Origin of the sequence: Denitrovibrio acetiphilus DSM 12809 (assembly GCF_000025725.1) — a bacterium.
In the GTDB taxonomy this organism is placed as follows: Bacteria; Chrysiogenota; Deferribacteres; order Deferribacterales; family Geovibrionaceae; genus Denitrovibrio; species Denitrovibrio acetiphilus.
Genome location: NC_013943.1, coordinates 1,437,405 through 1,462,334, shown reverse-complemented (window position 1 = coordinate 1,462,334; position 24,930 = coordinate 1,437,405). Strand labels below are relative to the sequence as shown.

Below are 24,930 nucleotides of genomic sequence, written 5' to 3'. Positions count from 1 at the left end.
CCCGTATTATTTGTTTATTATTCTGACGTAGTCACTTCCGGCTTGTTCCTTAAGTGCTACTTCAATTATTTCATCTCTGGATGTCGGCACATATTTACCAACAAAATCAGGCTGGACAGGCAGCTCCCTATGACCTCTGTCTATGAATACCGCAAGGGATATTTTCTGTGGTCTGCCGAGGTCAATAAGCGCATCTATAGCAGCCCTTGTTGTGCGTCCAGTAAAGATAACGTCATCCACAAGTATTATGTGCTTACCTATCACATCGAAGTTTATCTCTGTCCCCTGCAGAACAGGATAGTCCGCTATTGATGTAAGATCATCTCTGTAGAGCGTTATGTCCAGATAACCAACCCTTATGTCTGGTTTCCCTTCTGATTTAAAAATTTCATTCAGTCTGTCTGCAAGGTGTGCTCCCCCCCGTCGTATGCCGACAAGGCACACTTCACCCGTGTCTTTCATGTTTTCCAGGATCTGATAAACTATTCTGTTAAGTGTTCTGGACATTTCGTCAGAGTTCATAATCTCTTTGGACGGCATATTATCCTCCGTTATATATACAAAAAAAAAGCCTTTTAACCGCTTCCTGCGGCCAAAAGGCTGTGTTTTCAAAATGTATGCGTAATGTTTATTTTAAATTTCATCATCCACCCGAAAAATAATAGCCCTTGAGCAAGATATTTGTCAACGAAATTTGTTGATAAAAAACTGAGGATTTTATAAAATCACTATGAATACTAAGATTTATTAAAAAGAGGTCATTATGAGAAAGATTAAACTCGCTGTTATGTTGTCTGTGCTGACTTTTGCATTAAGTGCCTGTGCTCTTGCTCCTCTTGTTGTCGGCGGTGCTGCCGGCGGTGCAGTATATTCCACAACAAGCGACCACATAAAAGATGTTTTCAGTATTTCCAAAGAACACGCTTTTGAAACTATGGTGGGGATCATAGCCGGAGAAGACGGAAAGATAACACTTTCCAGCATAACAGACGGCAAGATAGAGGCCAGACTCGGTGACTCTTTACTTTTCGTTGCAATATCCCCCCTTAACGAAACTTCCACAGAAGTCAGCATCAGGGCTAAAAAACATATGGAACTTATTCCTGACAAAGATACCGCAGTAAGAATATACAGAGCTTTTGTCAGAGAAGTTATGAAATGATAAGAAAGGCTTTAATGACGGATGCTAAAGATATCCAGAACCTTGTAAACACATATGCAAAAGGGGGCGAAATGCTCCCTCTGAGTATTAATGAGATATACGAGAAGATACTTGAGTTTGTTGTATGGGAAGAGAATGGTGAGCTGATAGGATGCTGTGCCATTCACCCTACATGGGACAATCTGGCAGAGATACGCTCTGTTGCTGTGCGTCCGGACACTGTGAAAAAAGGGGTAGGGAAGGCTCTTGTGGAGCGCTCTATCGAAACTGCTGCTATACTTGGTATAACAAAAGTTTTCCTTCTGACTTATGTACCGGAGTTTTTCAGAAAGCTTGGCTTTACTGAGGTTGAAAAAGAGATGCTCCCTAAAAAAATATGGTCGGACTGCCTCAAGTGTGCCAAATTTCCCGACTGCGATGAGATCGCTATGATGAAAACACTATGATAAATGAAATTGAAAATATAATTAACAGATTCAATTCGTCCTATGACGATATTTCCATACATATTCAGAGTGGACGGTCGAAGAGCGTGCAACTTAACGGATATGAAACAGAAACAGTTGACTATGCCGTGGATACTAAGTTAATAGCGAGAGCTGTTAAAGACGGACGTGTGGTTTCATGCGGTTTTACAGGTGCAGATGCGGGGACTGTTGCAGATTTTCTGGATAGTTACAAAGTTGCAATAAACAGCTTGCCTGCCGATGAGTTTAGGTTCATTCCTGATTATTCAGCTACAGAAGGTGATCTGGATGTTTGTGATCCCGCTTTTGACACTGTCACCCTCAGCGATCTCACAGACATTGCTAAAGAAATTACATCTGCCGCAACGGCTGCCGATAAACGTGTTAAAGCCGTTAAGCAGTCTGCTGTCGATGCTTCATTTTCAGAAACAGTAATCATTTCCACCGCAGGACCTGTGGTCTCTCGCAGCAAAACTTTTTTTTCTGCCGTTGCATACCTGATAGCAGAGGAAGGCGGCGAGGAAAGGGATGCATACGACCAGATTTCAGTCACAAAACTCGGCGCTTTGAGTCATAAACTGGTGGGGGAATATGCCGCAGAAAATGCATGTTCTCTTCTCGGAGCCAAAAGTATCAGTACGGGGTCGTATAATATACTTTTCTCAGCTTCTGTCATGGCTGATTTTATGGAGCTGCTGCTTGAACTGATTAATGGTGAGAGCGTTTACAAAGGCACAAGTATGCTGACTGGAAAACTAGGCAGTAAATGCGCATCTGACAACTTTACTATGATTGATAATCCACTTTTGAGAACTGGGCTTGGCTCCAGAATATTTGACGATGAAGGGCAGGCTAGCGGCAGTGTCAGCATTTTTCAAAATGGGATACTCCAGAATTACCTGCATAACAGCTATACAGCGAAAGCTCTTGATATGACAAATAATGCCAGAGGAGCTATAGGAAACGGCGGCAACATCTCTGTAACCAGTACAAATGTTCTGCTTGCCCCCTCCACAGCAGAGAAAACACCGGATGCTGAAGACTATCTTAAAATAACTGAAGTTATGGGGATGCATACCGCAGACCCTATCAGTGGGGACTTTTCGGTAGGAGTGTCTGGTATACTTTATAAAAACGGCACATCTGTTCACCCTTTTAAAGAAGCAGTATTGTCAGGCAATCTCGCAGATCTGCTCTCCGGCACGATAGAGGTGTTTGACAACAGCCGGACTTTCGGGAATATTACTGCATCAGATACATTATTTGACAAAATGACTGTCAGCGGAGTTTAAATCAATATGATTATTGAAGACATTATTAATGAACTGGACGGACTGAAAAAAGATATAAACAGCTTCAGAACAGCTATGAATGAAGATGAGCTGAAGAAAGCGATATCTGAAGTTGATAACCTCTCCATGAGTGACCCGAACTTCTGGAACAGCAAAGAATCAAAAGTTCTCATGAAAGAGCAGGCTATAAATAAAAAGAAGCTCGAAGAGTGGCATGAGCTGACAGGGCTTCTGGAAGATACTGAAGTGCTCATCGAACTTTATAAAGAGGGAGAGCAGGGGGTTGAAGCCGACATTGAGACCTCTATACGCACCCTTGAAAAGACTATTGCTCATTTCGAGCTGAAGCTTGTTCTTTCCGGTCAGAACGACGGGAACAATGCAATCATTACTATTAATTCCGGTGCGGGCGGTACAGAAGCAAACGACTGGGCTGCAATGCTCTATCGGATGTATACCCACTATGCCGAAAGAAATGGATATAAATGTGACATCCTCGACTATATGGAAGGGGAAGAAGCCGGTATAAAAAATGCCACAATAAATATCAAAGGTGCTTTTACATACGGTTACCTCAAAGGTGAAACAGGCGTTCACAGACTTGTACGTATCTCTCCATATGACTCAGCGAACAGAAGACACACTTCTTTTGCTGCGGTATTTGTTATGCCGGAAATAGAAGACGATATAGAAATAGATATAAGTGAAGCCGATCTTCACATAGATACCTACAGGGCGAGCGGTGCGGGCGGACAGCACGTTAACACAACAGATTCTGCTGTGCGCATTACACACGTCCCCACAGGTACGGTTGTTACCTGTCAGTCTGAACGAAGCCAGCATAAAAACAAAGCTCATGCCATGAAAATTCTCAAATCAAGATTATATGAGCTGGAAATCGATAAGAAAAACGAAGAAAAACAGAAACTCGAAAGCACTAAAACCGAAATAGGGTGGGGTAACCAGATACGTTCATACGTTATGCACCCTTATAAAATGGTAAAAGACCTCCGTACCAGACACGAAACAGGGAATGTGGATGCTGTTATGGACGGAAACCTTGATGCTTTTATCCGGGCGTATCTACTTCATACAGCAGGTATCAATACTGATGAACAGTAAGCTTAAAGCTCTGCGTCCCACCTATGCGGAGATAGATCTGCGTGCTTTCGGCAAAAACATTGAAACAGCAAGGGAGCTCTCGGGAACAGACATTATCGCTATTGTGAAGGCTGACGCCTATAGCCACGGAGAGCTTGAGATGTGTGGATATGCATATCAGAAGCATAACTGCACAAAGTTTGCCGTAGCCACAATCCTTGAGGCTATAATTCTGCGGGAGCATCTCGGTGAAGGCGTTTCAATATTTGTGCTGGGTTATATAGATGAGACTTTTTATGAAGAAGCATATGAACACAACATTATCTTCACAATAAACGACAACGATACCGCTACGAAATATAATGAATTTTTACAAAGAAAGAACCTCCATGCGAATGTTACAGTAAAAATCAATACAGGGATGAACAGACTGGGATTCAGAACTGACATGAGCTGGTATGAGTTTTCATCAGCCTATCCCGCTTTGCGCCCTATCCATATAATGAGCCACTTGTCATCCGCCGATACAGATAGGGAATATACTTACAATCAAATAGAAGAATTCCATAATTTTATTGCTAAAAATAAGATAAGATGCCATACAAGTTTACTCAACTCGTCAGGTATTGCCGGATATGAGAATAAATTTTCCCTGACAAGACCGGGGATTATGCTATATGGGTATCTTGACGGCGGGTATGATGTTAAACTGGAAAAAGTGATGCGTATCTATTCCCGCATTGTTCAGATCCAATATCTGAGAAAGGGTGATGCGGTCAGTTACAGTAGAAAGTTTCACGCTGATAGAAATATGGCGATAGGCGTTGTCCCTATAGGATATGCAGACGGATACCCCAGATGCCTTTCAAACAAAAGCCATGTTTTTGTAGACGGCATTAAATGTCCTGTTATCGGAAATGTTTGTATGGATATGATGATGGTTGACCTCACAGGTGTTAACCTTAACGGCAGCCTGAAAGTTGAAGTGCTTGGCGACAGCATCGACGCTGACGAGCTTGCGGAGATGGCGGGAACGATTTCTTACGAAATACTTACAGGTATTCAGAACAGAATACCCCGAATATACATAGATTAAAAGGTGACTGTGTGACAAAGTTTTTTGAATTTTTCGGAAACCCTTTAGTAAGGCTTATCAACGCCACCGGCAGTATGTCACTGATGTTCTTCGACACAATCAGGCTCATCTTTGTCCCCCCGTTCAGGCTCAGGCTCTTGATCAAACAGATCGAATTCATAGGTGCAAACTCTCTCTCTGTAATAATTCTGACGGGGAGCTTCACAGGGATGGTGTTTGCATTTCAGAGTTATATAGGTTTTCATAAATTCGGTGCAGAACAAATTGTCGGTACAGTTGTTGCTCTTGGCATGGCAAGAGAGCTGGGACCTGTTTTGTCAGCCATAATGGTTGCAGCCAGAGCCGGTTCTGCTATCACTGCTGAGATCGGGACTATGAAAGTGACAGAGCAGGTTGATGCGCTTAATGCGCTTGCTGTGGACCCCGTACAATACCTCTTTGTACCGAGAATACTTGCAGGACTGATCGTTATGCCTATGCTGAATGCCATTGCGGTTTTCTGCGGTATGGTTGGCGGTTTTCTGGTGAGCATTACTGTTCTCGGGATCAACAAAACCCTTTATCTTAATTATATGTATCAATATATAGAGTTTTCAGACTTTTTCAGCGGAATGGTGAAGGCGTTTGTGTTTGGCGGAATAGTAACTCTTGTGGGCTGCTACAAAGGCTATATGACAACCGGCGGAGCAGAAGGAGTGGGGAAATCCACCACAGAATCTGTTGTCCTTGCCTGTATACTAATACTTGTTTTTGACTATATACTTACAGCATTTATGTTTTAGGACGGATGATGGAATATTCAATAGAATGTATCGACCTGCACAAAAGTTTTGGAAAGCACAAAATCCACAAGGGGATAAACCTGAAAGTGGTAAAAGGCGCTATCACTTATATTATAGGTCCTTCGGGAACAGGTAAGTCTGTTCTGCTGAAACAGCTCTGCGGGCTCATGCCTCCGACATCCGGCAAGATATATGTCGACGGGCAGGATCTAACCTCTATGAGCAGAAACGAACTGATGGAGATGAGGAAGAAATTCGGCATACTTTTTCAGAATGCTGCACTGTTCGATTCTATGAACGTTTATCAAAATGTCGCTTTCCCATTGGTGGAACACACTAAAAAAAGTAAAGATGAGATTGACAGGATAGTTACAGAGAAACTACGCCTTGTAGGGCTTAGTAAAATTGAGGATAAGATGCCCTCTGAGCTTTCAGGAGGAATGAAAAAAAGGGTGGGACTCGCCAGAGCCATAGCCCTTGAGCCGGATATAATACTTTACGATGAGCCCACAACAGGGCTTGACCCTATCATGTGCGACGTGGTGGACAATCTTATAAATGACACCCAGAAAGAGCTGGGGATAACATCAATCGTTATCTCCCATGACATAAAAAGTACGCTTAAAATAGCTGACCATATAGCTATGCTTTACGATGGCAAGGTTGTGCTCTATGGCACTCCTGATGAGTTTAAAAATACTGATAACCCTTATGTGAAGCAGTTCTTTTCCGCTTCCAGAGAGGGACCGATCAATATCATATAACGGAGCATATTATGAATTTCGGACTTGAAGCAAAAGTTGGGGTGTTTGTTGTTGGATGCCTCCTTTTAATCAGCGCAATGTCGCTCAGGCTTGTTGACTTTTCCTTTTCAGATTCTGCCGGGGTAAAAGTCACAACTATCTTAAATGATGCAGCAGGGCTGACAAAAGATTCTCCGGTTATATTCAGCGGTGTTGAAGTCGGCAAAATCAGAGAAATAAAACTCGAAAATAGGAAGGCTGTTGCTGAACTTCTGATAAACGATCAGTATGAACTGCCGGCAAATCTTAAAGTTCTCGTCCGTTCCAAAGGTTTTCTCGGTGAAAAATATGCAGAATTCCAGCTTGACGGTGATATTGCACAAGGCATCCTGAAAGACGGTGATATACTCACACAAGGGAACGAAGGGACAGACATTGACCAGCTTACCAATAAGCTTGGCGGCATAGCGGATGATGTTCAGGCTATTACTGCTTCTCTGAGGGAAGTGCTCGCAACTGATCAGGCAAAGGCAAATATGTCTGTGACAATATCTAACATCCGCGACATAACCGATAGTGTTAATAAGCTGGTTCAAAATAATGAACAGCGTATCGACACAATCATTATGAGCATGGAAACTCTCACAACAAAACTCAGTGAAATAACTGTCGCCAATACTCAGAATATAAATGATATTATGGCTAATATTAATGCCATAACAACCGACCTTAAAGCCCAGACTCCTCTGATATCTGAAAACCTTCGTGTAGTTACCGAAAGCCTTAAGAATGACGGTCCGACGATCGCAAGCAATGTACGCAGCATAACAGATGATGTGGACGAGGTTATGAGCTCTCAGAAAGAAAACCTCAAAAAAGCGATCGAAAATATTGCAGAAGTTTCAGACAAACTGGGCAAGACAGTTGATAATCTTAATGAAATAACAGGCAAGGTGAACAGTGGTGAAGGAACCATAGGACGCCTTGTTAATGATGAAGATACGGTAGACAACCTGAACGGTGCTCTTACCGGACTTCGTGATACACTTGGTAAAATCGACCAATTCAAAGTTGATCTGGCTTTCTCCGCAGAAAGATATGGCGAGGTTGACAACAGTAAAGGGCATGTTGAGGTGAAGATCACCCCCGGAAGAAAGAGATACTATCTCTTAGGTCTTTCCAGTGATCAGGACGGTACCACGGAAACAACAAATACCAGTATTCATAGAGAACCAACCCATGGAAGCAATGCAGCAAGCGGTGAAGACTCTCTTTCATATTATGAAGAGAAAGAGGAACAGAACCCGGATGCTATGCTCTGGACGCTCCAGTATGCGCATAGGTTCTGGGACAATTTCTTTTTCCGTGTAGGGCTGAAAGAATCCGAAGCGGGAATAGGTCTCGACTACCATCCGTTTACTGCAACAGAAGAGCTTGAAGATAAGTTTGTTTTCAAATTAGACGCCTATGATTTCCCTGATGAAGATGAAGACAGGGAAGTACACATGAAAGCGGGACTTAAATATAAGTTCTATAAAAATCTCTTTATCACAGGTGGTTATGACGATTTTCTCAACAGCGATACTGACTCATGGTTTGTGGGAGCCGGTGTGGAATTCCGTGATGACGATCTGAAATATCTGCTGGGCAAGACCCCAATGCCGAATTAATATGAAGATAGATATAGCAATTTCAACGTGTCCAAACGACACTTATATTTTTGGTGCGATGCTGACCGAACAGATCAAGTCTGAGCATAAGTTTGTACCCTTTATGGATGATGTTCAAGTTCTGAACCGTATGGCTATAAAAAACAGCTCGGATATACTTAAAGTATCTTATGGGGTTGTGCCTCAAATACTTGATAATTATAAAATACTCAGAACCGGAGGAGCCTTGGGCTTCGGGTGTGGTCCTCTGGTTATCAGCAAAGAGAACAGGGATATAAGCTCTCTTAAACGGATTGCAATTCCCGGGGTAAACACCAGCGCATTTCGTTTTTTTAAAATGTTTTTCGGTGAAGATTTTCATTTCATACAGCTTCGTTTTGATAAAATTATGCCGGCAGTAATTTCCGGCGAGGTTGACGCAGGAGTTGTGATACACGAGGGACGCTTTGTCTATCAGCAGATGGGTCTCAGCAAGCTGTGCGACCTTGGTGAAATGTACGAAGATAAATTCAAGTCACCCATTCCACTTGGATGTATAGTGATTTCGAAAAGCATCCTCTCTGAGGCAGAAAAGATAACTTATACCATCAGAAAATCCATTGAGTTCGCTGAAAATAACTATGACCTGGTGCTCCCATTTATCAGAGAAAACGCCATGGAGCTTGATGATGACGTGATCCGTCAACATGTTGAACTCTATGTGAATCAATATTCAGTAGATGTTTCTCCTGCAATACCAGCACTATGCAAATTTTTAGACACTGACGAGTCTGTTTTTGTATAGTTTTGTTGGCTTGCAGACAGATAAACTATCTGCTATTATCGTGCTCGGTAAAATATGAAAAAAATAGAATTACTGCTCGGCATCAGCAATATTATTCTGAATGCTGACGACACCAACACTACACTTCAGAAAATCGCCAGATTCCTTAAAGAAGCTATAGAGAGTGATGTTTGCTCTATATACCTTCTCGGAGGAGCCGCAAGAGACAGGCTTGTATTAGCTGCAACAGAAGGGCTGAGCGAAGGCGCTGTCGGCAGTGTTTCCCTTGGGCTTGACGAAGGTCTTACGGGGCTCACGTACACTAACGACCACTATACATTTATACGAAATGCCACAACACATGAGCGTTTTCACTATTTCCCCGGAATAAACGAGGAACCTTATAACACCTTCATAGGCATCCCGCTGCGGAGCAGAGCACATGAGTTTGGCGTTCTGGTATTTCAGTTCCGCAAAAATAAACGCAATACCGACATGCTCAGAAAACTGCTTCGTGCTGTTGCCGCACAGGTTTCAGGACTGGTGCTGAGGCATTATCTTATGCATCACGAAGAGGGTGAACTGGTCTATGACAGTAACGAAGAGCGTATAGAAACCGGTGTTCCTCTCTCAAGCGGGATAGCATTTGGTGAGCCAGTTATTGTCATGGCGAAATTGGTCGAAAAAACCAATCAGCATGATTCACCGGAAGAGGAACTTGAGGCTTTTAATAAAGCTATTGAAAACACCAGAAAAGACCTTGAAGAACTGATAGGAAAGATGGATTCGTCAAGACAGCAGATTGCCTCAAACATCTTTGAAACGCACCTGCTGATGCTGAATGATATTACATTCAGAGCCGACATAGAACTTCATATCAAAAAGAAAAATAAAAGCGCATCCTTCAGCGTTCGGCATGTTGCTGATAAATATATAAACAGATTTCGTTCTATAAATGATGCATACCTTCGTGAAAGGGCGCAGGATGTTGAGGATATTGCTTTCCGACTGCTCTCCCACCTCGGCGCTGTTTCGAAAGAAACAAACCTTAGAGACAACAGCGTTATCTTTGCTGACAGGCTGACACCTGGGGAGACAGCAACTCTGGATCTCGAACGTGTCTGTAGCTTTGTTACCGAAAAAGACGGTGTCACAAGCCATACTGCCATCCTTGCGAAAAGTATGAAAATACCTGCTGTGACAGGCGTTGCAAACATACATAACAAGATAGAAACCTGTGAAAGAGTTATTGTTGATGGATATGAAGGACATGTGATTTTTAACCCTTCTCCTGAAACAGTTGAAAAATATAAACAGAAGATGACTTCTAAAAAACTGCCTGATGAAGACAAAGAATACGCCTGTCGTAATTTTGTCCTGAAGGACGGCTCTAAAATAAAATTTTATGCAAATGTTTCCAGTGTGCTGGATTCTGAAAAAGCTGAACTTTTCTGCGCGGACGGAATAGGGCTTGTCCGGACAGAGATATTTTATCTGGGGAGAGACGGGAATTGCAGCCTTGAACAGCGCATGGACACATACAGAGGTATCCTCAGAGCTTTTCCGCATAAGCCTGTTGTCTTCAGGCTTCTTGATATCGGTTCAGATAAAAAATCAGCTTACGAAGCGTTCGAAGATAACCCTGCTCTCGGCAACAGGGGTGTCCGGCTGCTTCTGACAGACTATCAGTCTATGCTTGAAGATCAGCTGACAGCCCTTATCAGACTTCATGGTGAATACAACACAGTTCGCATCCTTGTGCCTTTTGTGGCTGACGCCAACGAGTATTTCCGTGTAAAAAAGATAGCTGAGGACATAGCAGAAAAAGAGGGGCTCAACATGCCGGACATCGGTGTTATGCTCGAAATACCTTCGCTCATATATCAGCTTGATCAGTTCAAAGGAGAGTGTGCATTTTTCAGCATCGGGACAAATGATATGTTTCAGTATTTCTTTGCTCTGGACAGGGGCAACCCGAAAGTCAGCTCACTTTACAGACCGGATAACCAGTCATTTATAAACCTCCTCAAACGTATTCTGGATAAATCAAATGAGATAGGAATACCCGTTGAAATATGCGGAGAGATGGCTGCTGATCCCGAAATGCTTACTAAGCTGATAGACATGGGATACAGAGAATTCAGTGTAAGCCCTTACGCAATAAACGAACTTAAATACCACCTGCATAAAATACAGATAAGCTAGCATGTTTTTATTTCTGATTTTGCTTGTACTGTACTGCATTCTTCATAGCGTACTTGCTGATGCTGTGCTGATGAAAAGGTTTTATTATTTATGGTGGTACCGCTTTTTCTATGTATTACAATCTATTTTACTGTTTATACCGATTTTTCTAATATATCATAATCTCCCTTCTGAACCTTTATTTCAACCGGCTTTATTCCCTTATAGTTTTTATGTTTTTGTATGGACAGTGGGGCTGGGGTTCGGCATTTATGCAGTAAGAAGTTACGACAATGGAGTTTTTCTCGGTCTGACACAAATACTTATTAAAAAAAATGGTAAAAATTATATTTACAAAAGACCAGAGCTTACTAAAAAAGGTGCACTTGCATACGTGCGTCATCCTTACTACACAGTTTCTTTGCTCCTGATATGGGTACGTCCTCTTGATGTAAAAGATATTTATCTGAACATTATCCTTACATTATATTTTCTTCTCGGTACAATTAATGAGGAACGTAAACTCAAAAAGGAGTTCGGGGCCGAATATCTGCAATATATGCGTGAAGTTCCGGCTCTGATACCGTTTACAAAGAGGAAATAATGAACTCTCTGGCACATATTGTCTTTATAAAGTACCCGCAGACTGGAAAGGTCAAGACAAGACTTGGTGCTTCTGTGGGGGACATGAGAGCGGCAGAATTTTATAAGCTGATGGTAGAACAAGTTTTGCGCTCCTGTTATGCTCCGAATATTGATACGCTTCTTTTTATACAGCCTTATGAACGACTTGATGAGTTTAGAGAATGGCTTGGCGATGAATATACTTTTTATCCGCAAGACGGAACTGATCTGGGGCAAAAGATGTTCAAAGCGCTTAAGGCGGCTTTTGAAAACGGTTACGAAAAATGTGTACTCACCGGAACAGATATCCCTGATCTTAATATAGATATAATTTGTCAGGCAGATGAAATGCTCAATCAGCATGATGCAGTGATAGGTCCGGCTGAAGACGGCGGTTACTATCTGATAGGTTTTAATAAAAACACTTTGACCGATGTCTGTTTTAACAAAATGACATGGAGTACAGACAAGGTTTTTGAAGACACAATAAAGACCTTTAAAGAAATAAACTATAAGATCAGCAAGCTTAAAACACTGAGTGATCTGGATGATATCAATGACGTCAGACGGATGAAAAACAGTCTGAAAGACATAATAGGGAAAACAGGTATATCATTATGAAGTATGACTTTATTGTAATAGGTGGTGGTTCCGCAGGACTTGTTGCTGCTAAATTTGCAAACGGTTTGGGCAAAAAAACAGCGATAGTTGAGAAATACAAGCTTGGCGGTGACTGCACTCATTTCGGATGCATACCAAGCAAAGCGCTCCTTCATTATTCTGTTATTAACCCTTCATCCGGCATTAGAGCTTTTGAACATGTGCGGGAGATGGTAGAGCGTATTTATCAGACAGAAACACCTGATGTCTTTAGAAAAGAGGGGATAGACGTTATTGAAGGTGCTGCCCGTTTTATCGATTCGCAGACTATCGAAGTAAATAATGTCAGCTACACAGCCCGTAGATTTTTGCTTGCAATGGGCTCCTCTCCTGTTGTCCCGCCTATATCAGGACTTGACAGTATCAACTACCTTACTAATGAAAGCATTTTTAGCATTAAAGAGCTGCCTCTTTCTGTTGTCGTGCTCGGAGGCGGTCCTATCGGTATAGAGCTTGCATCTGCACTGAATAATCTCGGAGTTGATGTTGCTGTGGTAGAGATGTCAGACAATATCCTGCCTCGCGAAGACAGGGAACTTTCGCGGATATTACAAAAAAAACTTGAATCGGACGGAATCAAAATTCTCACCGGAACAAAAGTTATTTCTGCTGAACAGAGAGATGGATTTGTAGCACTGAAAACTGAGGGCACCGTTGATACTGTTAAAGCAGTAAAGATACTTGTTGCGGTTGGAAGACGACCTAATATTGACGGTATGAACCTGAACTCCGCAGGGGTCGGGACAGATAGAAACGGTGTGGTGGTGGATAAATATCTTCGTACGACAGCGAAAAATATATATGCAGCGGGAGACGTAGTCCCCCCTTATCAATTTACTCACGTGGCAGACTACGAAGCTGTAACAGCCACAAGAAACGCATTACTTCCGCTCAAAAAAGCTGTCAATTATGCAGACATAGGGTGGTGTACATATACATCACCGGAACTTGCCGGATGCGGACTGACCGAAGAGCAGGCAATAAATAAATATGGTGACAATATCCATGTATATAAATTTGAAAATACTCATCTAGATAGGGCAATTACAGACTGCTCAACAACAGGGCTTGCAAAATATATTACTGACAGAAAAGGTAAAATATTAGGCGCACATATATTAGGCAGCAGGGCAGGAGAAGTTGTTCATGAAGTAATGGTGGCTAAAAAATTCAACATCCCCTTCCATAAGCTTGCAAATATGGTGCATATATATCCGACATACTCCTATAGCGTCAGGCAGCCTGCGAAATATGCAGCAATAGACATGCTTATGAATAATGTATTTGTTAAATTTATTAGAGGTTTGCGAAAGTGATAAAGAAACTCATAGTCCTTGTTATAATAATTGCTGCTGCTCTCTGGCTCAGGCAGAGTGAGTATGCCGAGCTTCTGACTCTGGAAGCTTTGAAGGCAAACGGTGATGCTCTTAGGATTTACGTGGCTGACCATTACATAAGTTCTGTAGGGCTTTATGTTGTTATCTATATGGTAGTTGCCGGACTTAATATCCCCGGTGCTGTCATATTGAGTATCGGCGGCGGTTATGTTTTCGGAGCGATAGCGGGAACTGTATTTGCTGTAACATCTGCTACCTTGGGGGCTGGGATAGGGTTCCTTACTGCCAGATACATAATGGGGTCGTCTTTGAATGTCAAATATGCGAAACAGCTTCAGAGGCTAAACAGAGAGCTTGAGACCAACGGATATCTCTATATGCTGACTCTCAGGCTCATACCTGCCTTTCCATACTTTCTGATAAATATACTTGCCGGACTAACAAAACTCCGCTTCGGAACCTTTATATGGACAAGCTATATCGGGATGATACCCGGCGGATTTGTGTTTGTATACGCAGGCAGCAGGCTGAACAATATCAGCTCTCTGTCCGATATCTTTTCACCAGAAATGCTTTCCGCCTTTGTTCTGTTGGGGGCTCTGATGCTCATTCCCGTGGCATATAAAAAGATTAAGAGGCGTTGATGAAAGTCAGTGTGATAATCCCTGTTTATAACGAACAGGCTCGTATAAATGATCTTATCCGAGATATCAGGAGCAAGTCTGATTGTGAAATTGTTATTTGTGACCCGAATGGGGAAACAGTAAAATCTATCAATGATAATAGTGTTATGTGCGTTAGTTCAAGCAAAGGTAGAGGTATTCAGATGAATACCGGAGCTGGGAAAGCAACAGGTGATTTACTCGTTTTTCTCCATGCGGATACTATCCTTCCTGATGGATTTGAAACAGAGGTGCGCGATGTACTTTCTGGTTATGATGTTGGAGCATTTCACCTTGAGATAGACAACCGAAAGTTTATATTCAGAATAATCGAGAAAGGCGTGAGCATCAGAAACAGAATAACCAGGATTCCATACGGCGATCAGGCTTTGTTCTGTACAAGAGAGGCTTTTGAAGCTGTGGGCGGATTCCAAAATATATCATTGATGGAAGATGTGCGTTTTATGCAGGACATGAAACGTAAAAAAAAGCGTATCTATCTGTCTGGTACCCCTGTGAGAACATCCGCCAGAAGATGGGAGCAAGAGGGATTTCTCTTCACATGTATGCGCAATTGGTCTATCATCACTCTTTACTATCTGGGAGTAAGTCCGAACTTTCTAAAAAGATTTTATAAATAATACAACAGCTTAGGCGATGGAGGATATGATGCAGGTTTACAAGGATATGGTCAGGTATGTTATGGATAACGGAGTATATCTCCCGAACAGAACAGGCGTGGCAACATACAGTGTTTTCAGTTATTTTTACAGAGTTAATCTGGCAGACGGATATCCTCTATTAACCACAAAAAAGATGTTTTTCAACTCTATGGTACATGAACTCTTCTGGTATCTCTCAGGTGAGGAACATATCAAAGACCTCCGTACAAAAACAAAAATATGGGACGCATGGGCTGACGAAGAAGGGCTTCTGGAAACTGCTTACGGTAGATTCTGGAGAAGGTTTCCTGTACCTGAAAAAGGGCTGAACGGAGAAAACTGGGGTAAAAAATGGACCCACAAAGACCCAGAGACAGGTCAGATGGTTTTTGATCAGATACAATATGTTATCGACAACCTTAAAGAAGTGAAAAATAACCCTAACTGCTCTGCACAACGCAGACTTGTGGTCTCTGCGTGGCATCCGGCCAATGCAGCAGAAAGCAAACTTCCGCCATGCCACTATACCTATTGTTTTTCAGTGAAAGCCGGTAAGCTCAACTGTCACCTTACACAGCGCTCAGGAGACATAGCACTTGGTATACCTTTCAACCTTTCATGCTATGCACTCCTAACGATGATGCTAGCAAAAGAAACAGGGCTTAAGGTCGGTGAGTTCGCACATACAATAATTGATGCTCACATCTATGAAAACCACATGGAAGGGTTGAAAGAACAGCTCGAAAGAGAACCTCTTACACTGCCTAAAGTAGAAATAGCGGACAAGCCTTTTGATCAGCTCTCGTTTGCTGATATCAAGCTTGTTGATTACGAGTCACATCCTGGTATACGTTTTGAGGTTGCTGTATGACAAAAGCACTCATCGTTGCAATGACAAAAGACCGCGTGATAGGTAAGAACAACGATATGCCATGGCATCTGCCCGAAGACCTTAAGCTATTCAAAGCAAAAACTACAGGGCACATAATAGCCATGGGAAGAAAAACATATGAATCCATAGGCAGACCGCTGCCTAACAGGGAAAACTTTGTAATAACCCGCTCTGGAAAAGAATATGACGGGTGCCGTGTTTTCGGTTCTGTTCAGGAATGTATAAAAGCTGCTGAAGAATATGACAAAACTCTCTTTTTTATCGGCGGAGGGCAAATCTATTCAGATGCCGTTGATATGGTTGATGAAATGCACATTTCATACATTAAAGAGAACTATGATGGGGACACTTTTTTCCCTGAATTTGACGAAAGCAGATGGAAGGTAACAGAGACGGAAGAGTATGGGGATTTTATATATAAAAAATTTGTTCGGCTATCTGCCTGATAAAAGTTCTTTGTATAGATTGATATATTTACTCACCATCCCGCCGTCACTGAATTTAAGGGCAGTATGGTAGCCGTTTGCTGAAAATTTATTCTCCATAGGCATGTCGTCATATATCTCAAGGAGATTCTCAGCGAATTCGTCTATGTCGCCTACATCACTTAATAACCCGTTAAACTTATGCTTCACAAGCTCCGGTATACCGCCAGCTCTGGTGGCTATAACAGGACGTCCCATAAAGAAAGCATCAATTATAGAAGTACATAACCCTTCGGTTTTCGATGACATACAAAAAATATCAAAAAGTGCGATGTGCTCGTAAACATAGTCTGAATAACCGGTGAATATGATACTGCTTCGGCTTTCAAGTGTTTCAGAAAACTCTCTGATCTCTTCCATCAGCGGTCCGTCTCCGACGAGGATAAGCTTTGTTCCGCCAACTACCCTGTAAAACTTGTCATAAGCGCTTAACAGAACTTTGTGGTCTTTATGGTCAGCAATATTGGCAACACATCCGACAATATATGTCTCAGGTGTGATTTCATATTTTTCTCTCAGTTCAAGAACTTTGCTGTAGTTGATACTATTCGGAAAGCGTACTCCGCTGTTGATTACAGGTACTTTCTCAGGTTTGACACCGTCTTTAATCAGCATATCCTTTATTGCCTCTGAAATAGCAACAACTCTGTCAACCTTGTCATTGTTATACTTTTTCCTGCTGATGAACCCCTTGTTTATACTGAAATCCACCCTGCGGGTGTTGATAAGCCTGAAGCTTCTCCCTGTGACTTTTGCGAAGAGGGCAGGGGTGAGTGAGTGGGCATCATGAGTGTGTACAATATCCGGCTGAAATTCTTTGATAATTCGTTTTAATTCTGAAAGAAAGCTCAGGTCTGCTTCACCCTTGAAAGTTACTGGCACTATGCCGTTAATGTTTTTTCTGCAAAGCTGCCCATGTGCGTTACACACAATGATGGATTCTATACCGTATTCCAGCAGTCCCTCATGCAGAAACAGAGCCTGTCTCTGTCCGCCACGCCATTCTTTACCTGTGTCTATGTGAAGTATTTTCATAAGACACTAATATTACTGACTTTAGCAGAAAAGTCAAAGTGATATATGCAAAACATGGTTGTAAGTTATTCATATGGAGGTATATTTAAAGAAACAAATCATACGGATGTGATATGAAAGCTGGAAAAGGTCTATTACTATTTATTCCGAAATCTATCAAAGGTCAGATGGTTATTATGCTTTCTGTGCTTGCCTGCCTGCAGATACTTGTTACTGCTGTTATATTTAATGGAATAGTCGGGCAGTACCTTGAACAGTCTCATCGTGAAAAAACCCTTGGATTGGCAAAAATAATAGCCAAAATGCCCATTGTGATAGACGCACTGAAAGAGGGTGAAACAAATCCTGAGCTTCAGCAGAAAATGGTAGACATGCAGAAAGCAGTCAATGCACAGTTTATCGTTGTGGCACGGAAAGACGGGATAAGACTTGCGCATCCGGTGAAAGAGAGAATAGGAAAACAGTTTGTCGGGGGGGATTACTCTCCGTCTGTAGAACAAGGGAAGATTTATACCTCATGGGCAGAAGGTACACTGGGATATTCACTGAGAGGCTTTGCCCCTGTAAGGGATAAGACCGGTGAGATACTGGGATTTGTTTCAGTGGGATATCTGGAAACAAGCGTGCTTAAACTGGTTCATAATGCCCAGAAAGAACCTCTTGCCTATCTTTTTGCTATGTTGTTTGTGGGGCTGGTTGGTGCAAATCTAATCGGCGGATACGTGAAAAAACTTACTCTCGGGCTTGAACCTTCTGAAATAGCATCCATGCATACCGAAAGAGAGATAATTCTAAACAGTGTCCGTGCAGCAATAATTGCAGTAGACATTGACGGACATATACGTTTCAACAACAACGAGGCATCAAGACTGCTCGGGGCAATAGAGACCGGCACCAACATAGACGAAATACTCCCACAGGCATATGTCATTCAGAGGGCTGTAGATATGCAGGAAGCAAGGGATGAGGAGATATTTGTTAACGGCAGTATTATGATGTTCAACATCATCCCTACTATAATCAACGGAAAGACTACCGGAGCCGTTGCTACCTTCAGAAAGAAAGGTGAGATAGATTACCTCAACTATGAGCTGAAGCAGGCTTTACAGTGCTCGGAACTGCTCCGTGTGCAAAGCCACGAATATTCAAATAAACTGCACACTATCAGCGGACTTTTGCAGCTTGAAGAATATGATGAGGCAAAAAACATTATACTAAAAGAGTCAGAAGGCTATCATAGACTTGTAGAATTCACAGACAAACAGATAAACTGCTCTATGGTGGCAGGTGTTATACTTGGGAAATACAACAGAGCAGGGGAGCTTCTGTGCGGATTTGAGCTGGACTTTAACGGCGGATGGCTCGAAGCCCCATCCATGCCGGAACATATACTCACTATCCTCGGTAATCTGATAGACAACGGAATAGACGCTGCTACAGAAAACAAAGACCGCAAACCGCTTATCTCTGTCGGATTGTATGAAGACAGTGAAAACTTTTATATTCAGGTTGAAGATACCGGAAAGGGTTTGCCGGAAGGACTTGATATATTCCAGAAAGGGATATCAACCAAATCAGGCAGCAGAGGAATAGGGCTTTATAACGTTACGATGGCTAAAAACGCTTTAGGAGCAACAATAGAGACAGGAATATCCGAAAGACTGGGCGGAGCATATTTAAGTGTTAAAGTACCGAAGAAGGGGGCGGAGGCGTGATAAAAGTTCTCATAGTTGAAGATGATGTCAATATTGCCAATTTACACAGACGTTTTACAGAAAAAGTTGAAGGGTTCGATGTTGTGGGTATTGCAAACGGTCTGGCAGATGCATTTGAAATGACAGAGATACTCAAACCAGAGCTTGTTCTTCTTGATATGTACTTTCCGGAAGGCTCAGGCATGGACTTTCTCTGGAAGATACGCAGTTCCGGGATACTTACCGATATAATACTCATTACAGCGGCAAGGGACGTGTCAGTGCTTCAGGAAGCTGTCAGAGGGGGAGCTTTTGACTATATCGTAAAGCCTGTTGTGTTCGAGAGGTTTAATAAATCCCTCAACAGATTCAAAGATTACCTTAAAGAGATACGCTGCGAGAAAACACTGGAGCAGAATGATATAGACAGCCTGCTGGACAGACATTCAGAAGCCGTCATAAACACTCAGAACATGCCAAAAGGAATAGACCCCATTACACTCAAAAAGATAATATCTGTCTTTGAAAAAAAGCACGAGGCGATGAGCTCAGACGAAGTCGGCAGATATATAGGAGCCAGCAGAAATACTGCGAGGCGATATCTGGAGTATCTTACCGGTGCGGGGATTCTGACTGTTGATATAGACTACGGCACTGTAGGGAGACCCGAAAAGCGGTTTAAGCTTGTTTCTGATACCCCGTGAGCAAAATGAGCAAAATGTTCTTAAAATTCTAAAAACACCTTATTTCCAAATAGTTTACATTCTTTTTTAATGTTGTATGTTTCATGTTAGAAAATGATAACGGAACCTAAAACCGTTACATAGCATGGGAGGTACATCATGTTATATTTACAGTTTGTTTTTCTTCTTTTAATGCTTTATACAGGCAGCCGCTACGGCGGAATAGGGCTTGGAGTTGTTTCAGGAATAGGGCTTGCCGTCGAGGTTTTTATATTCGGCATGGCACCAACATCACCGCCTATCACAGTTATGCTCATAATACTTGCTGTGGTAACCTGCGCGTCTATACTGGAAGCAGCAGGGGGGCTTAAGTATATGCTTCAGGTGGCTGAACGGCTTCTGAGGTCAAATCCGAGAAGGATAACAATACTCGGACCGCTCGTGACTTATACAATGACATTTATGCTTGGTACAGGACACGCTGTCTATTCAATCATGCCTATCATCGGAGACGTTGCTCTTAAGAACAATATCCGCCCTGAAAGACCTATGGCTGCGGCATCAGTTGCATCTCAGCTCGGGATAACAGCCAGTCCTATTTCAGCCGCTGTTGTTTATTACCTGTCTCAGCTGTCGAACATCAACCCGAACATTACATTACTCACAATTCTCAGCGTAACAGTGCCGTCAACGCTTTGCGGATGTATAGCTATGTCTATCTACAGCCTGCGCAGAGGAAAAGAGCTTAAGGATGACAAAGAATATCAGAAGAGGCTGCAAGACCCTGTCTGGGGGGAGCGTATCAGGAACACAACAGCCACAACCCTTGACGAAGTTCTGCCTACATCAGCCCGAAATGCTGTACTGATATTCCTTCTGGCACTTGTCACAATCGTTATAATAGCTATGGTTCCATCTATCAGAACCCTTGCAGAGGGGCAGAAACCAATAGCAATGTCAGTAATCATTCAGATGATGATGCTTGCCTTCGGTGGGCTTATCCTTATAGTAACAAAGACAAAAACAAATAAAGTTCCGGAAGGAGTTGTGTTTAAGTCAGGAATGGTTGCTGCTATTGCAATATTCGGTATCGCATGGATGAGCGACACATACTTTCAACACGCAATGCCAAGCTTTAAGGTCGGCATAACAGCTATGGTGCAGGACTATCCCTGGACATTCGCACTTGCAATGTTTATCGTATCTGTCGTCATTAATTCACAGGCTGCCACATGCCGAATGATGCTTCCCGTCGGGCTTGGTCTGGGGCTTCCGCCGGCTCTCCTGATAGGTATTATGCCTTCCTGTTACGGCTACTTTTTTATCCCAAACTATCCGTCAGATATCGCAACATGTAACTTTGACACTACAGGAACAACAAAAATAGGTAAATTCTATTTTAATCACAGTTTCATGGTTCCCGGACTCATATCAGTGATTACTGCATGTCTTGTGGGTTATGCTCTCGCGACAATAATTATCTGATCGTCAGCTTGATGTAACATATCAACGATGAGAGACCCGTTCTTAGTAAAAATAATGAGGACGGGTCTTTTTATTATCTGAATAAAGCCATTTTGCCAGTCGTTTTCTAATTACATATAACTTTTGGCATATTTATTACATATAAACACCTTAGGGTGTTCTGTAAAATGCGTTAGAAGGCAAAATAACAAGCTTTAACTTTAGCTAGTCATCTTTAGCTTGCCGATAACTATTTGATAACAATAATTTTTAATGTATCTCGCATGTCCTTCTATCTGCCATGCCTGAACAGTAGGGTGGGAAATCATCATAATAACCCAAAACAAAAAACGTCCGATAAGATATATTATGTTAAACAGAAAAAGAGAGACAAAGGTACGAAACCATATGAAATCATTCTTCGGTCTTCATTTGTATTCTGGTTTTAAAGGTATTCGCACCTGTTCCTTATTTTGATTAAACACAGAGCATAGGCTTTATTTGCGTTTCCCAAAGTTCTCTGATCTCTTTAGATGCTTCTGAAGGAGTCTCTACTACAGTCAAACTGTTTATCTGATTTTCAGTAAAATTCTTGCTGTACCTGATCTTGGCTGCAACAAATGTACCGTTGTCCTGCGCTATCTTTTCTATTCGCTGAGTAACCTCAGGGTTAATGTCGCATTTGTTTACACATACCGCAGCAGGTATTTTGAAATGCTTTATCAGCTCCAAAATCCTAAGCAGGTCATGCTCTCCCGAAACAGTTGGTTCGATAACAACTAACGCAGCTGATGCCCCTGATAAAGCCGCTATGGTCGGACATCCTATCCCCGGAGATCCGTCAACAATGATAACCTCTACACCAGACTCTTCAGCTTTACGTCTCGCCTCTGCCTTTAGCAATGCAACAAGCTTTCCTGAGTTCTCAGCGGCGGGAGCGAGTTTTGCGTGGAACATAGGTCCGCACCTTGTTTCTGACTCCATCCATACACCGCAGAGTCTTTCAGGAAAACTTATAGCACCTGCCGGGCACAATCTCACACAAAGACCGCACCCTTCACACGAAAATTCGTTTATTACAAATTTCCTGCTCATGTCAACCCGCTCAACCGCATCGAAACGACAATGTCTATAGCAGATGCCGCACCCTGTGCAGTATTCTTCACGAATAAAAGCCTGATGCCCGCTGATGAAGTCCTGCTTTTTGCTCACTTCGGGTGTCAGCAACAGGTGCATATCTGCTGCATCAACATCACAGTCGACAACTATGCATTTACCAGCTAAGACCGCCAGCGATGCTGATATACTGGTTTTCCCTGTGCCGCCCTTCCCGCTCACAACAACTAACTCTTTCAATGACAACTCCTTAGATTATATAATTCCTTGATTTTCTCCATAAGAGTTCTAAATCTTTCCCTGTATTCAGTTAAGACACTGACAATAATTTGCCCATTGGAATATGCTTCTGCTATTTTTCTATCTTCTGGTATTTTCATCAGCACAGGGATTTTCTCTTTGCTGCAAAATTCTTCCACCCCTTTAAAAATGTTGTTGTCGCGGTTGATAACAACACCAAACGGATGTCCAAGAGGCTTTATGGCATCAACGATCAAGATCAGATCATTCAACCCGAATGGTGTCGGTTCTGTTACAAGCACGATAACATCAGCGTCGTTTACCGTTGCGATCAAAGGACAGGAAGCCCCCGGCGGAGCATCTAAGATAACTATTTGATTTTGTTTCAGCTCTTTTTTCACCGAGTGAATGAGAGGTGGGACAAGCGGGGAACTTACATCGAGAACCCCCTGTACTAAAGAGATATTTCCGCTTTTTGATTTTGATTTTGTACCGATTCTCTTTTGCGTTTCTTTCAGAGCGTTGTTCGGGCATATCTCAATACACCCTCCGCAACTGTGGCACAGCTCAGGAAAAGCAACTACCTTTCCGGCAAGAGATACAAGAGCATTAAATTGGCAAAATTCTACGCAACTACAACAGTTAACGCATAAGCTTTCACAAAGTTCGGGGACGGGCAAAGACACTATCTCTGTTTCATGTCCTCTTGTTTTAAGAAAAAGGTCAGCATTGGGTTCTTCAACATCGCAATCCAAAAGCTGAACCTTTCCCTTAATAACACTAGCCAAATTAACAGAAACAGTTGTTTTACCTGTCCCCCCTTTGCCTGAGGCAACCGCGATAACCATACTTAGGCTTCTCCTACCCTTTCCAGCAAGCCATTTGTATGGGCTGTCAGAGCTAAAGATGCTTTCTGAATTTTAGTGCTGAAAACCTCTATCCCCGCCTTTGTTAAGGCATCAAGGGCTTTAGGACCGCAATTCCCTGTTATTACAGCATTAACTTCTTTTTCGCACAACTTCTGAGCAAGGCTGATGCCCGCTCCCTGAGCAGCATTTACGTTATCATCATTATCCATGACAACTGACTTTTCGTTTTGGGTATCATAGATAAGGATACGTTTTGCTCTTCCGAACCTTGGATCTATATCTGAGTCGAGATCCTGACCTGTAATACTGAACGCCAGTCTCATTATAGTTCCCTATTTGAGCATCTTCCCAGACCTCTTCCAGCGCCTTTTCCTAAACCTCTGCCTGTTCCGCCTCTACCTCTGCCGCCTGCGGGGTTAGGTATTCTTTCCTGCTGGTAAGAGTCACCGGAAGTGGTTTCAGTTATTTCACCTGAGAGACAATTTTGAAATCTTCTGCCTTCGCCTGTTTTTTGTCCATTCAGACACCGTCTGCCTTTTCTAATCATTTCACACCTCTATATTTTTTTAATAGAACAAATATATCGTTTCAGACATATGCTCATAACTATTTATATAGGACATCAATCCTGTCAGGTCAATAGATGATTTTATATTTATGTGACATAAGTGCTCTCTTTATCATAAGCTATTAGTAAATTGTCTGTTTTAGGGGTTAAAGATTTTGTGACTAAAGATACATCTTGTTTACTTTTAAACATCGCTCGAAACAAATTACTTTTGTGCATCTTCTTATTATCAGGACTTAATTGTGTATATATTTCAAAATTTATGTAAATTAATATACAAAACGGTAATTTTAATCCTCAATGCGTTTATTTTTATGCTATTATTATTTCAGTTATTTGAATAACTAATGTGCTAAATCAATTACAAAAACGGAGGAAAGAAAATGTCTATCACGAAATTTCAAGTAGCATCAGTAAATTCAGGCGACACAAAGACCATCGATCTTGGTACTTCCATCATTAATGCTTCTGTAGCTGTTCAGGGGTATACCGTATCATTTGGAAATACTGATCATCACGTCAAAACTCTTGATGTACAAACATCCCTCTCCGGCATCAGTGGTAGCAGTGTTACTGTTGCAGCAACCTGTACAATGGAAGACAACTCCAATCATAAAGCTTATGGCAAGGTTGACGTTCTCGTTATTGCAGAGTGTGACTCGTAAGCATTAGTTAGATG

General features: G+C 42.2%; 27 protein-coding genes. 21 read left to right on the top strand and 6 right to left on the bottom strand.

The genetic code is table 11. The features are described 5' to 3' along the window. Nucleotides 1-6 precede the first annotated feature (6 nt). Nucleotides 7-540 carry a bifunctional pyr operon transcriptional regulator/uracil phosphoribosyltransferase PyrR gene (gene pyrR, locus DACET_RS07090; RefSeq protein ID WP_013010702.1) on the bottom strand — a complete coding sequence of 178 codons (534 nt, stop codon included), beginning with the start codon at nt 538-540 and terminating at the stop codon, nt 7-9. Nucleotides 541-763: 223 nt separating this feature from the next. Between pyrR and DACET_RS07085 the strand changes: the two genes are divergently transcribed. From DACET_RS07085 to DACET_RS07005, 17 genes are read left to right on the top strand one after another with little or no spacing between them, the layout of a single operon-like run. Next, the gene (locus DACET_RS07085) at nt 764-1,162 is read left to right on the top strand and encodes a DUF3568 family protein (protein WP_013010701.1); all 399 of its coding nucleotides are present in this window, start codon (nt 764-766) and stop codon (nt 1,160-1,162) included. Then, entirely contained in the window at nt 1,159-1,608 is a 450-nt protein-coding gene (locus DACET_RS07080) for an N-acetyltransferase (RefSeq protein ID WP_013010700.1), read from the top strand. The genes DACET_RS07085 and DACET_RS07080 overlap by 4 nt, the downstream gene beginning before the upstream one ends. Beyond that, on the top strand, nt 1,605-2,921 hold the full coding sequence (locus DACET_RS07075) for a TldD/PmbA family protein (protein WP_013010699.1): 1,317 nt from the start codon (nt 1,605-1,607) through the stop codon (nt 2,919-2,921). Before DACET_RS07080 ends, DACET_RS07075 begins: the two co-directional genes overlap by 4 nt. Nucleotides 2,922-2,927: 6 nt before the next feature. Then, nucleotides 2,928-4,043, top strand: coding sequence for a peptide chain release factor 2 (gene prfB / locus DACET_RS07070; RefSeq protein WP_013010698.1), 1,116 nt, complete (start codon nt 2,928-2,930; stop codon nt 4,041-4,043). Then, nucleotides 4,033-5,118: an alanine racemase gene (alr, locus tag DACET_RS07065; protein WP_013010697.1), complete on the top strand. Its 1,086-nt coding sequence runs from the start codon at nt 4,033-4,035 to the stop codon at nt 5,116-5,118. The genes prfB and alr overlap by 11 nt, the downstream gene beginning before the upstream one ends. Before the next feature lie 11 nt (nt 5,119-5,129). Beyond that, a complete protein-coding gene (locus DACET_RS07060; protein WP_013010696.1) occupies nt 5,130-5,900 on the top strand; it encodes an MlaE family ABC transporter permease in 771 nt (256 codons plus the stop codon). Between the two features lie 8 nt (nt 5,901-5,908). Further along, nucleotides 5,909-6,664, top strand: a complete 756-nt coding sequence (locus DACET_RS07055) for an ABC transporter ATP-binding protein (RefSeq protein WP_013010695.1) — start codon at nt 5,909-5,911, stop codon at nt 6,662-6,664. 11 nt (nt 6,665-6,675) lie between these two features. Beyond that, nucleotides 6,676-8,313, top strand: coding sequence for an MlaD family protein (locus DACET_RS07050; RefSeq protein WP_013010694.1), 1,638 nt, complete (start codon nt 6,676-6,678; stop codon nt 8,311-8,313). Nucleotide 8,314: 1 nt separating this feature from the next. Further along, nucleotides 8,315-9,097 carry a 1,4-dihydroxy-6-naphtoate synthase gene (locus DACET_RS07045; protein WP_013010693.1) on the top strand — a complete coding sequence of 261 codons (783 nt, stop codon included), beginning with the start codon at nt 8,315-8,317 and terminating at the stop codon, nt 9,095-9,097. 54 nt (nt 9,098-9,151) lie between these two features. Continuing rightward, a complete protein-coding gene (gene ptsP, locus DACET_RS07040) occupies nt 9,152-11,281 on the top strand; it encodes a phosphoenolpyruvate--protein phosphotransferase (RefSeq protein WP_013010692.1) in 2,130 nt (709 codons plus the stop codon). Nucleotide 11,282: 1 nt separating this feature from the next. Beyond that, nucleotides 11,283-11,864 (top strand): methyltransferase family protein, encoded by a 582-nt coding sequence (locus DACET_RS07035; protein ID WP_013010691.1) that lies wholly within the window; start codon nt 11,283-11,285, stop codon nt 11,862-11,864. After that, nucleotides 11,864-12,505 carry a TIGR04282 family arsenosugar biosynthesis glycosyltransferase gene (locus DACET_RS07030; RefSeq protein WP_013010690.1) on the top strand — a complete coding sequence of 214 codons (642 nt, stop codon included), beginning with the start codon at nt 11,864-11,866 and terminating at the stop codon, nt 12,503-12,505. The genes DACET_RS07035 and DACET_RS07030 overlap by 1 nt, the downstream gene beginning before the upstream one ends. Beyond that, nucleotides 12,502-13,860, top strand: coding sequence for a dihydrolipoyl dehydrogenase family protein (locus tag DACET_RS07025; protein WP_013010689.1), 1,359 nt, complete (start codon nt 12,502-12,504; stop codon nt 13,858-13,860). The genes DACET_RS07030 and DACET_RS07025 overlap by 4 nt, the downstream gene beginning before the upstream one ends. Further along, the gene (locus tag DACET_RS07020) at nt 13,857-14,525 is read left to right on the top strand and encodes a TVP38/TMEM64 family protein (protein ID WP_013010688.1); all 669 of its coding nucleotides are present in this window, start codon (nt 13,857-13,859) and stop codon (nt 14,523-14,525) included. Before DACET_RS07025 ends, DACET_RS07020 begins: the two co-directional genes overlap by 4 nt. Next, nucleotides 14,525-15,184: a TIGR04283 family arsenosugar biosynthesis glycosyltransferase gene (locus tag DACET_RS07015; protein ID WP_013010687.1), complete on the top strand. Its 660-nt coding sequence runs from the start codon at nt 14,525-14,527 to the stop codon at nt 15,182-15,184. The genes DACET_RS07020 and DACET_RS07015 overlap by 1 nt, the downstream gene beginning before the upstream one ends. A 28-nt stretch (nt 15,185-15,212) precedes the next feature. After that, nucleotides 15,213-16,076, top strand: coding sequence for a thymidylate synthase (thyA, locus tag DACET_RS07010; protein ID WP_013010686.1), 864 nt, complete (start codon nt 15,213-15,215; stop codon nt 16,074-16,076). Then, complete coding sequence (locus tag DACET_RS07005; RefSeq protein WP_013010685.1) at nt 16,073-16,543, top strand: dihydrofolate reductase; 471 nt, start codon at nt 16,073-16,075, stop codon at nt 16,541-16,543. Before thyA ends, DACET_RS07005 begins: the two co-directional genes overlap by 4 nt. Here the strand turns inward: DACET_RS07005 and DACET_RS07000 are convergent. After that, a complete protein-coding gene (locus DACET_RS07000) occupies nt 16,532-17,617 on the bottom strand; it encodes a glycosyltransferase (protein ID WP_013010684.1) in 1,086 nt (361 codons plus the stop codon). The two genes, DACET_RS07005 and DACET_RS07000, sit on opposite strands and share 12 nt — an antisense overlap. Before the next feature lie 113 nt (nt 17,618-17,730). Here DACET_RS07000 and DACET_RS06995 point away from each other — a divergent pair, with 113 nt between their 5' ends. The 3 genes from DACET_RS06995 (at nt 17,731) to DACET_RS06985 (ending at nt 21,479) form a co-directional block, all read left to right on the top strand. Then, nucleotides 17,731-19,332, top strand: a complete 1,602-nt coding sequence (locus DACET_RS06995) for an ATP-binding protein (protein WP_013010683.1) — start codon at nt 17,731-17,733, stop codon at nt 19,330-19,332. Then, on the top strand, nt 19,329-20,015 hold the full coding sequence (locus DACET_RS06990) for a response regulator (RefSeq protein WP_013010682.1): 687 nt from the start codon (nt 19,329-19,331) through the stop codon (nt 20,013-20,015). The genes DACET_RS06995 and DACET_RS06990 overlap by 4 nt, the downstream gene beginning before the upstream one ends. A 138-nt stretch (nt 20,016-20,153) precedes the next feature. Next, entirely contained in the window at nt 20,154-21,479 is a 1,326-nt protein-coding gene (locus tag DACET_RS06985; protein WP_013010681.1) for an anaerobic C4-dicarboxylate transporter, read from the top strand. Between the two features lie 456 nt (nt 21,480-21,935). Here DACET_RS06985 and DACET_RS06980 read toward each other — a convergent pair whose 3' ends face one another. The 4 genes from DACET_RS06980 to DACET_RS06965 are packed head-to-tail and all read right to left on the bottom strand — an operon-like array spanning nt 21,936 to nt 24,230. After that, nucleotides 21,936-22,814, bottom strand: a complete 879-nt coding sequence (locus tag DACET_RS06980) for an ATP-binding protein (RefSeq protein WP_013010680.1) — start codon at nt 22,812-22,814, stop codon at nt 21,936-21,938. Then, nucleotides 22,811-23,662, bottom strand: coding sequence for a nucleotide-binding protein (locus DACET_RS06975; protein ID WP_013010679.1), 852 nt, complete (start codon nt 23,660-23,662; stop codon nt 22,811-22,813). Before DACET_RS06975 ends, DACET_RS06980 begins: the two co-directional genes overlap by 4 nt. A gap of 2 nt (nt 23,663-23,664) precedes the next feature. Next, nucleotides 23,665-24,006 carry a NifB/NifX family molybdenum-iron cluster-binding protein gene (locus tag DACET_RS06970; RefSeq protein ID WP_013010678.1) on the bottom strand — a complete coding sequence of 114 codons (342 nt, stop codon included), beginning with the start codon at nt 24,004-24,006 and terminating at the stop codon, nt 23,665-23,667. Continuing rightward, nucleotides 24,006-24,230, bottom strand: a complete 225-nt coding sequence (locus DACET_RS06965) for a hypothetical protein (protein WP_013010677.1) — start codon at nt 24,228-24,230, stop codon at nt 24,006-24,008. Before DACET_RS06965 ends, DACET_RS06970 begins: the two co-directional genes overlap by 1 nt. Before the next feature lie 404 nt (nt 24,231-24,634). On the opposite strand from DACET_RS06965, the gene DACET_RS06960 reads away from it, so the two are divergent. Next, nucleotides 24,635-24,916, top strand: coding sequence for a hypothetical protein (locus DACET_RS06960; protein ID WP_013010676.1), 282 nt, complete (start codon nt 24,635-24,637; stop codon nt 24,914-24,916). The last annotated feature ends 14 nt before the right edge of the window (nt 24,917-24,930 follow it).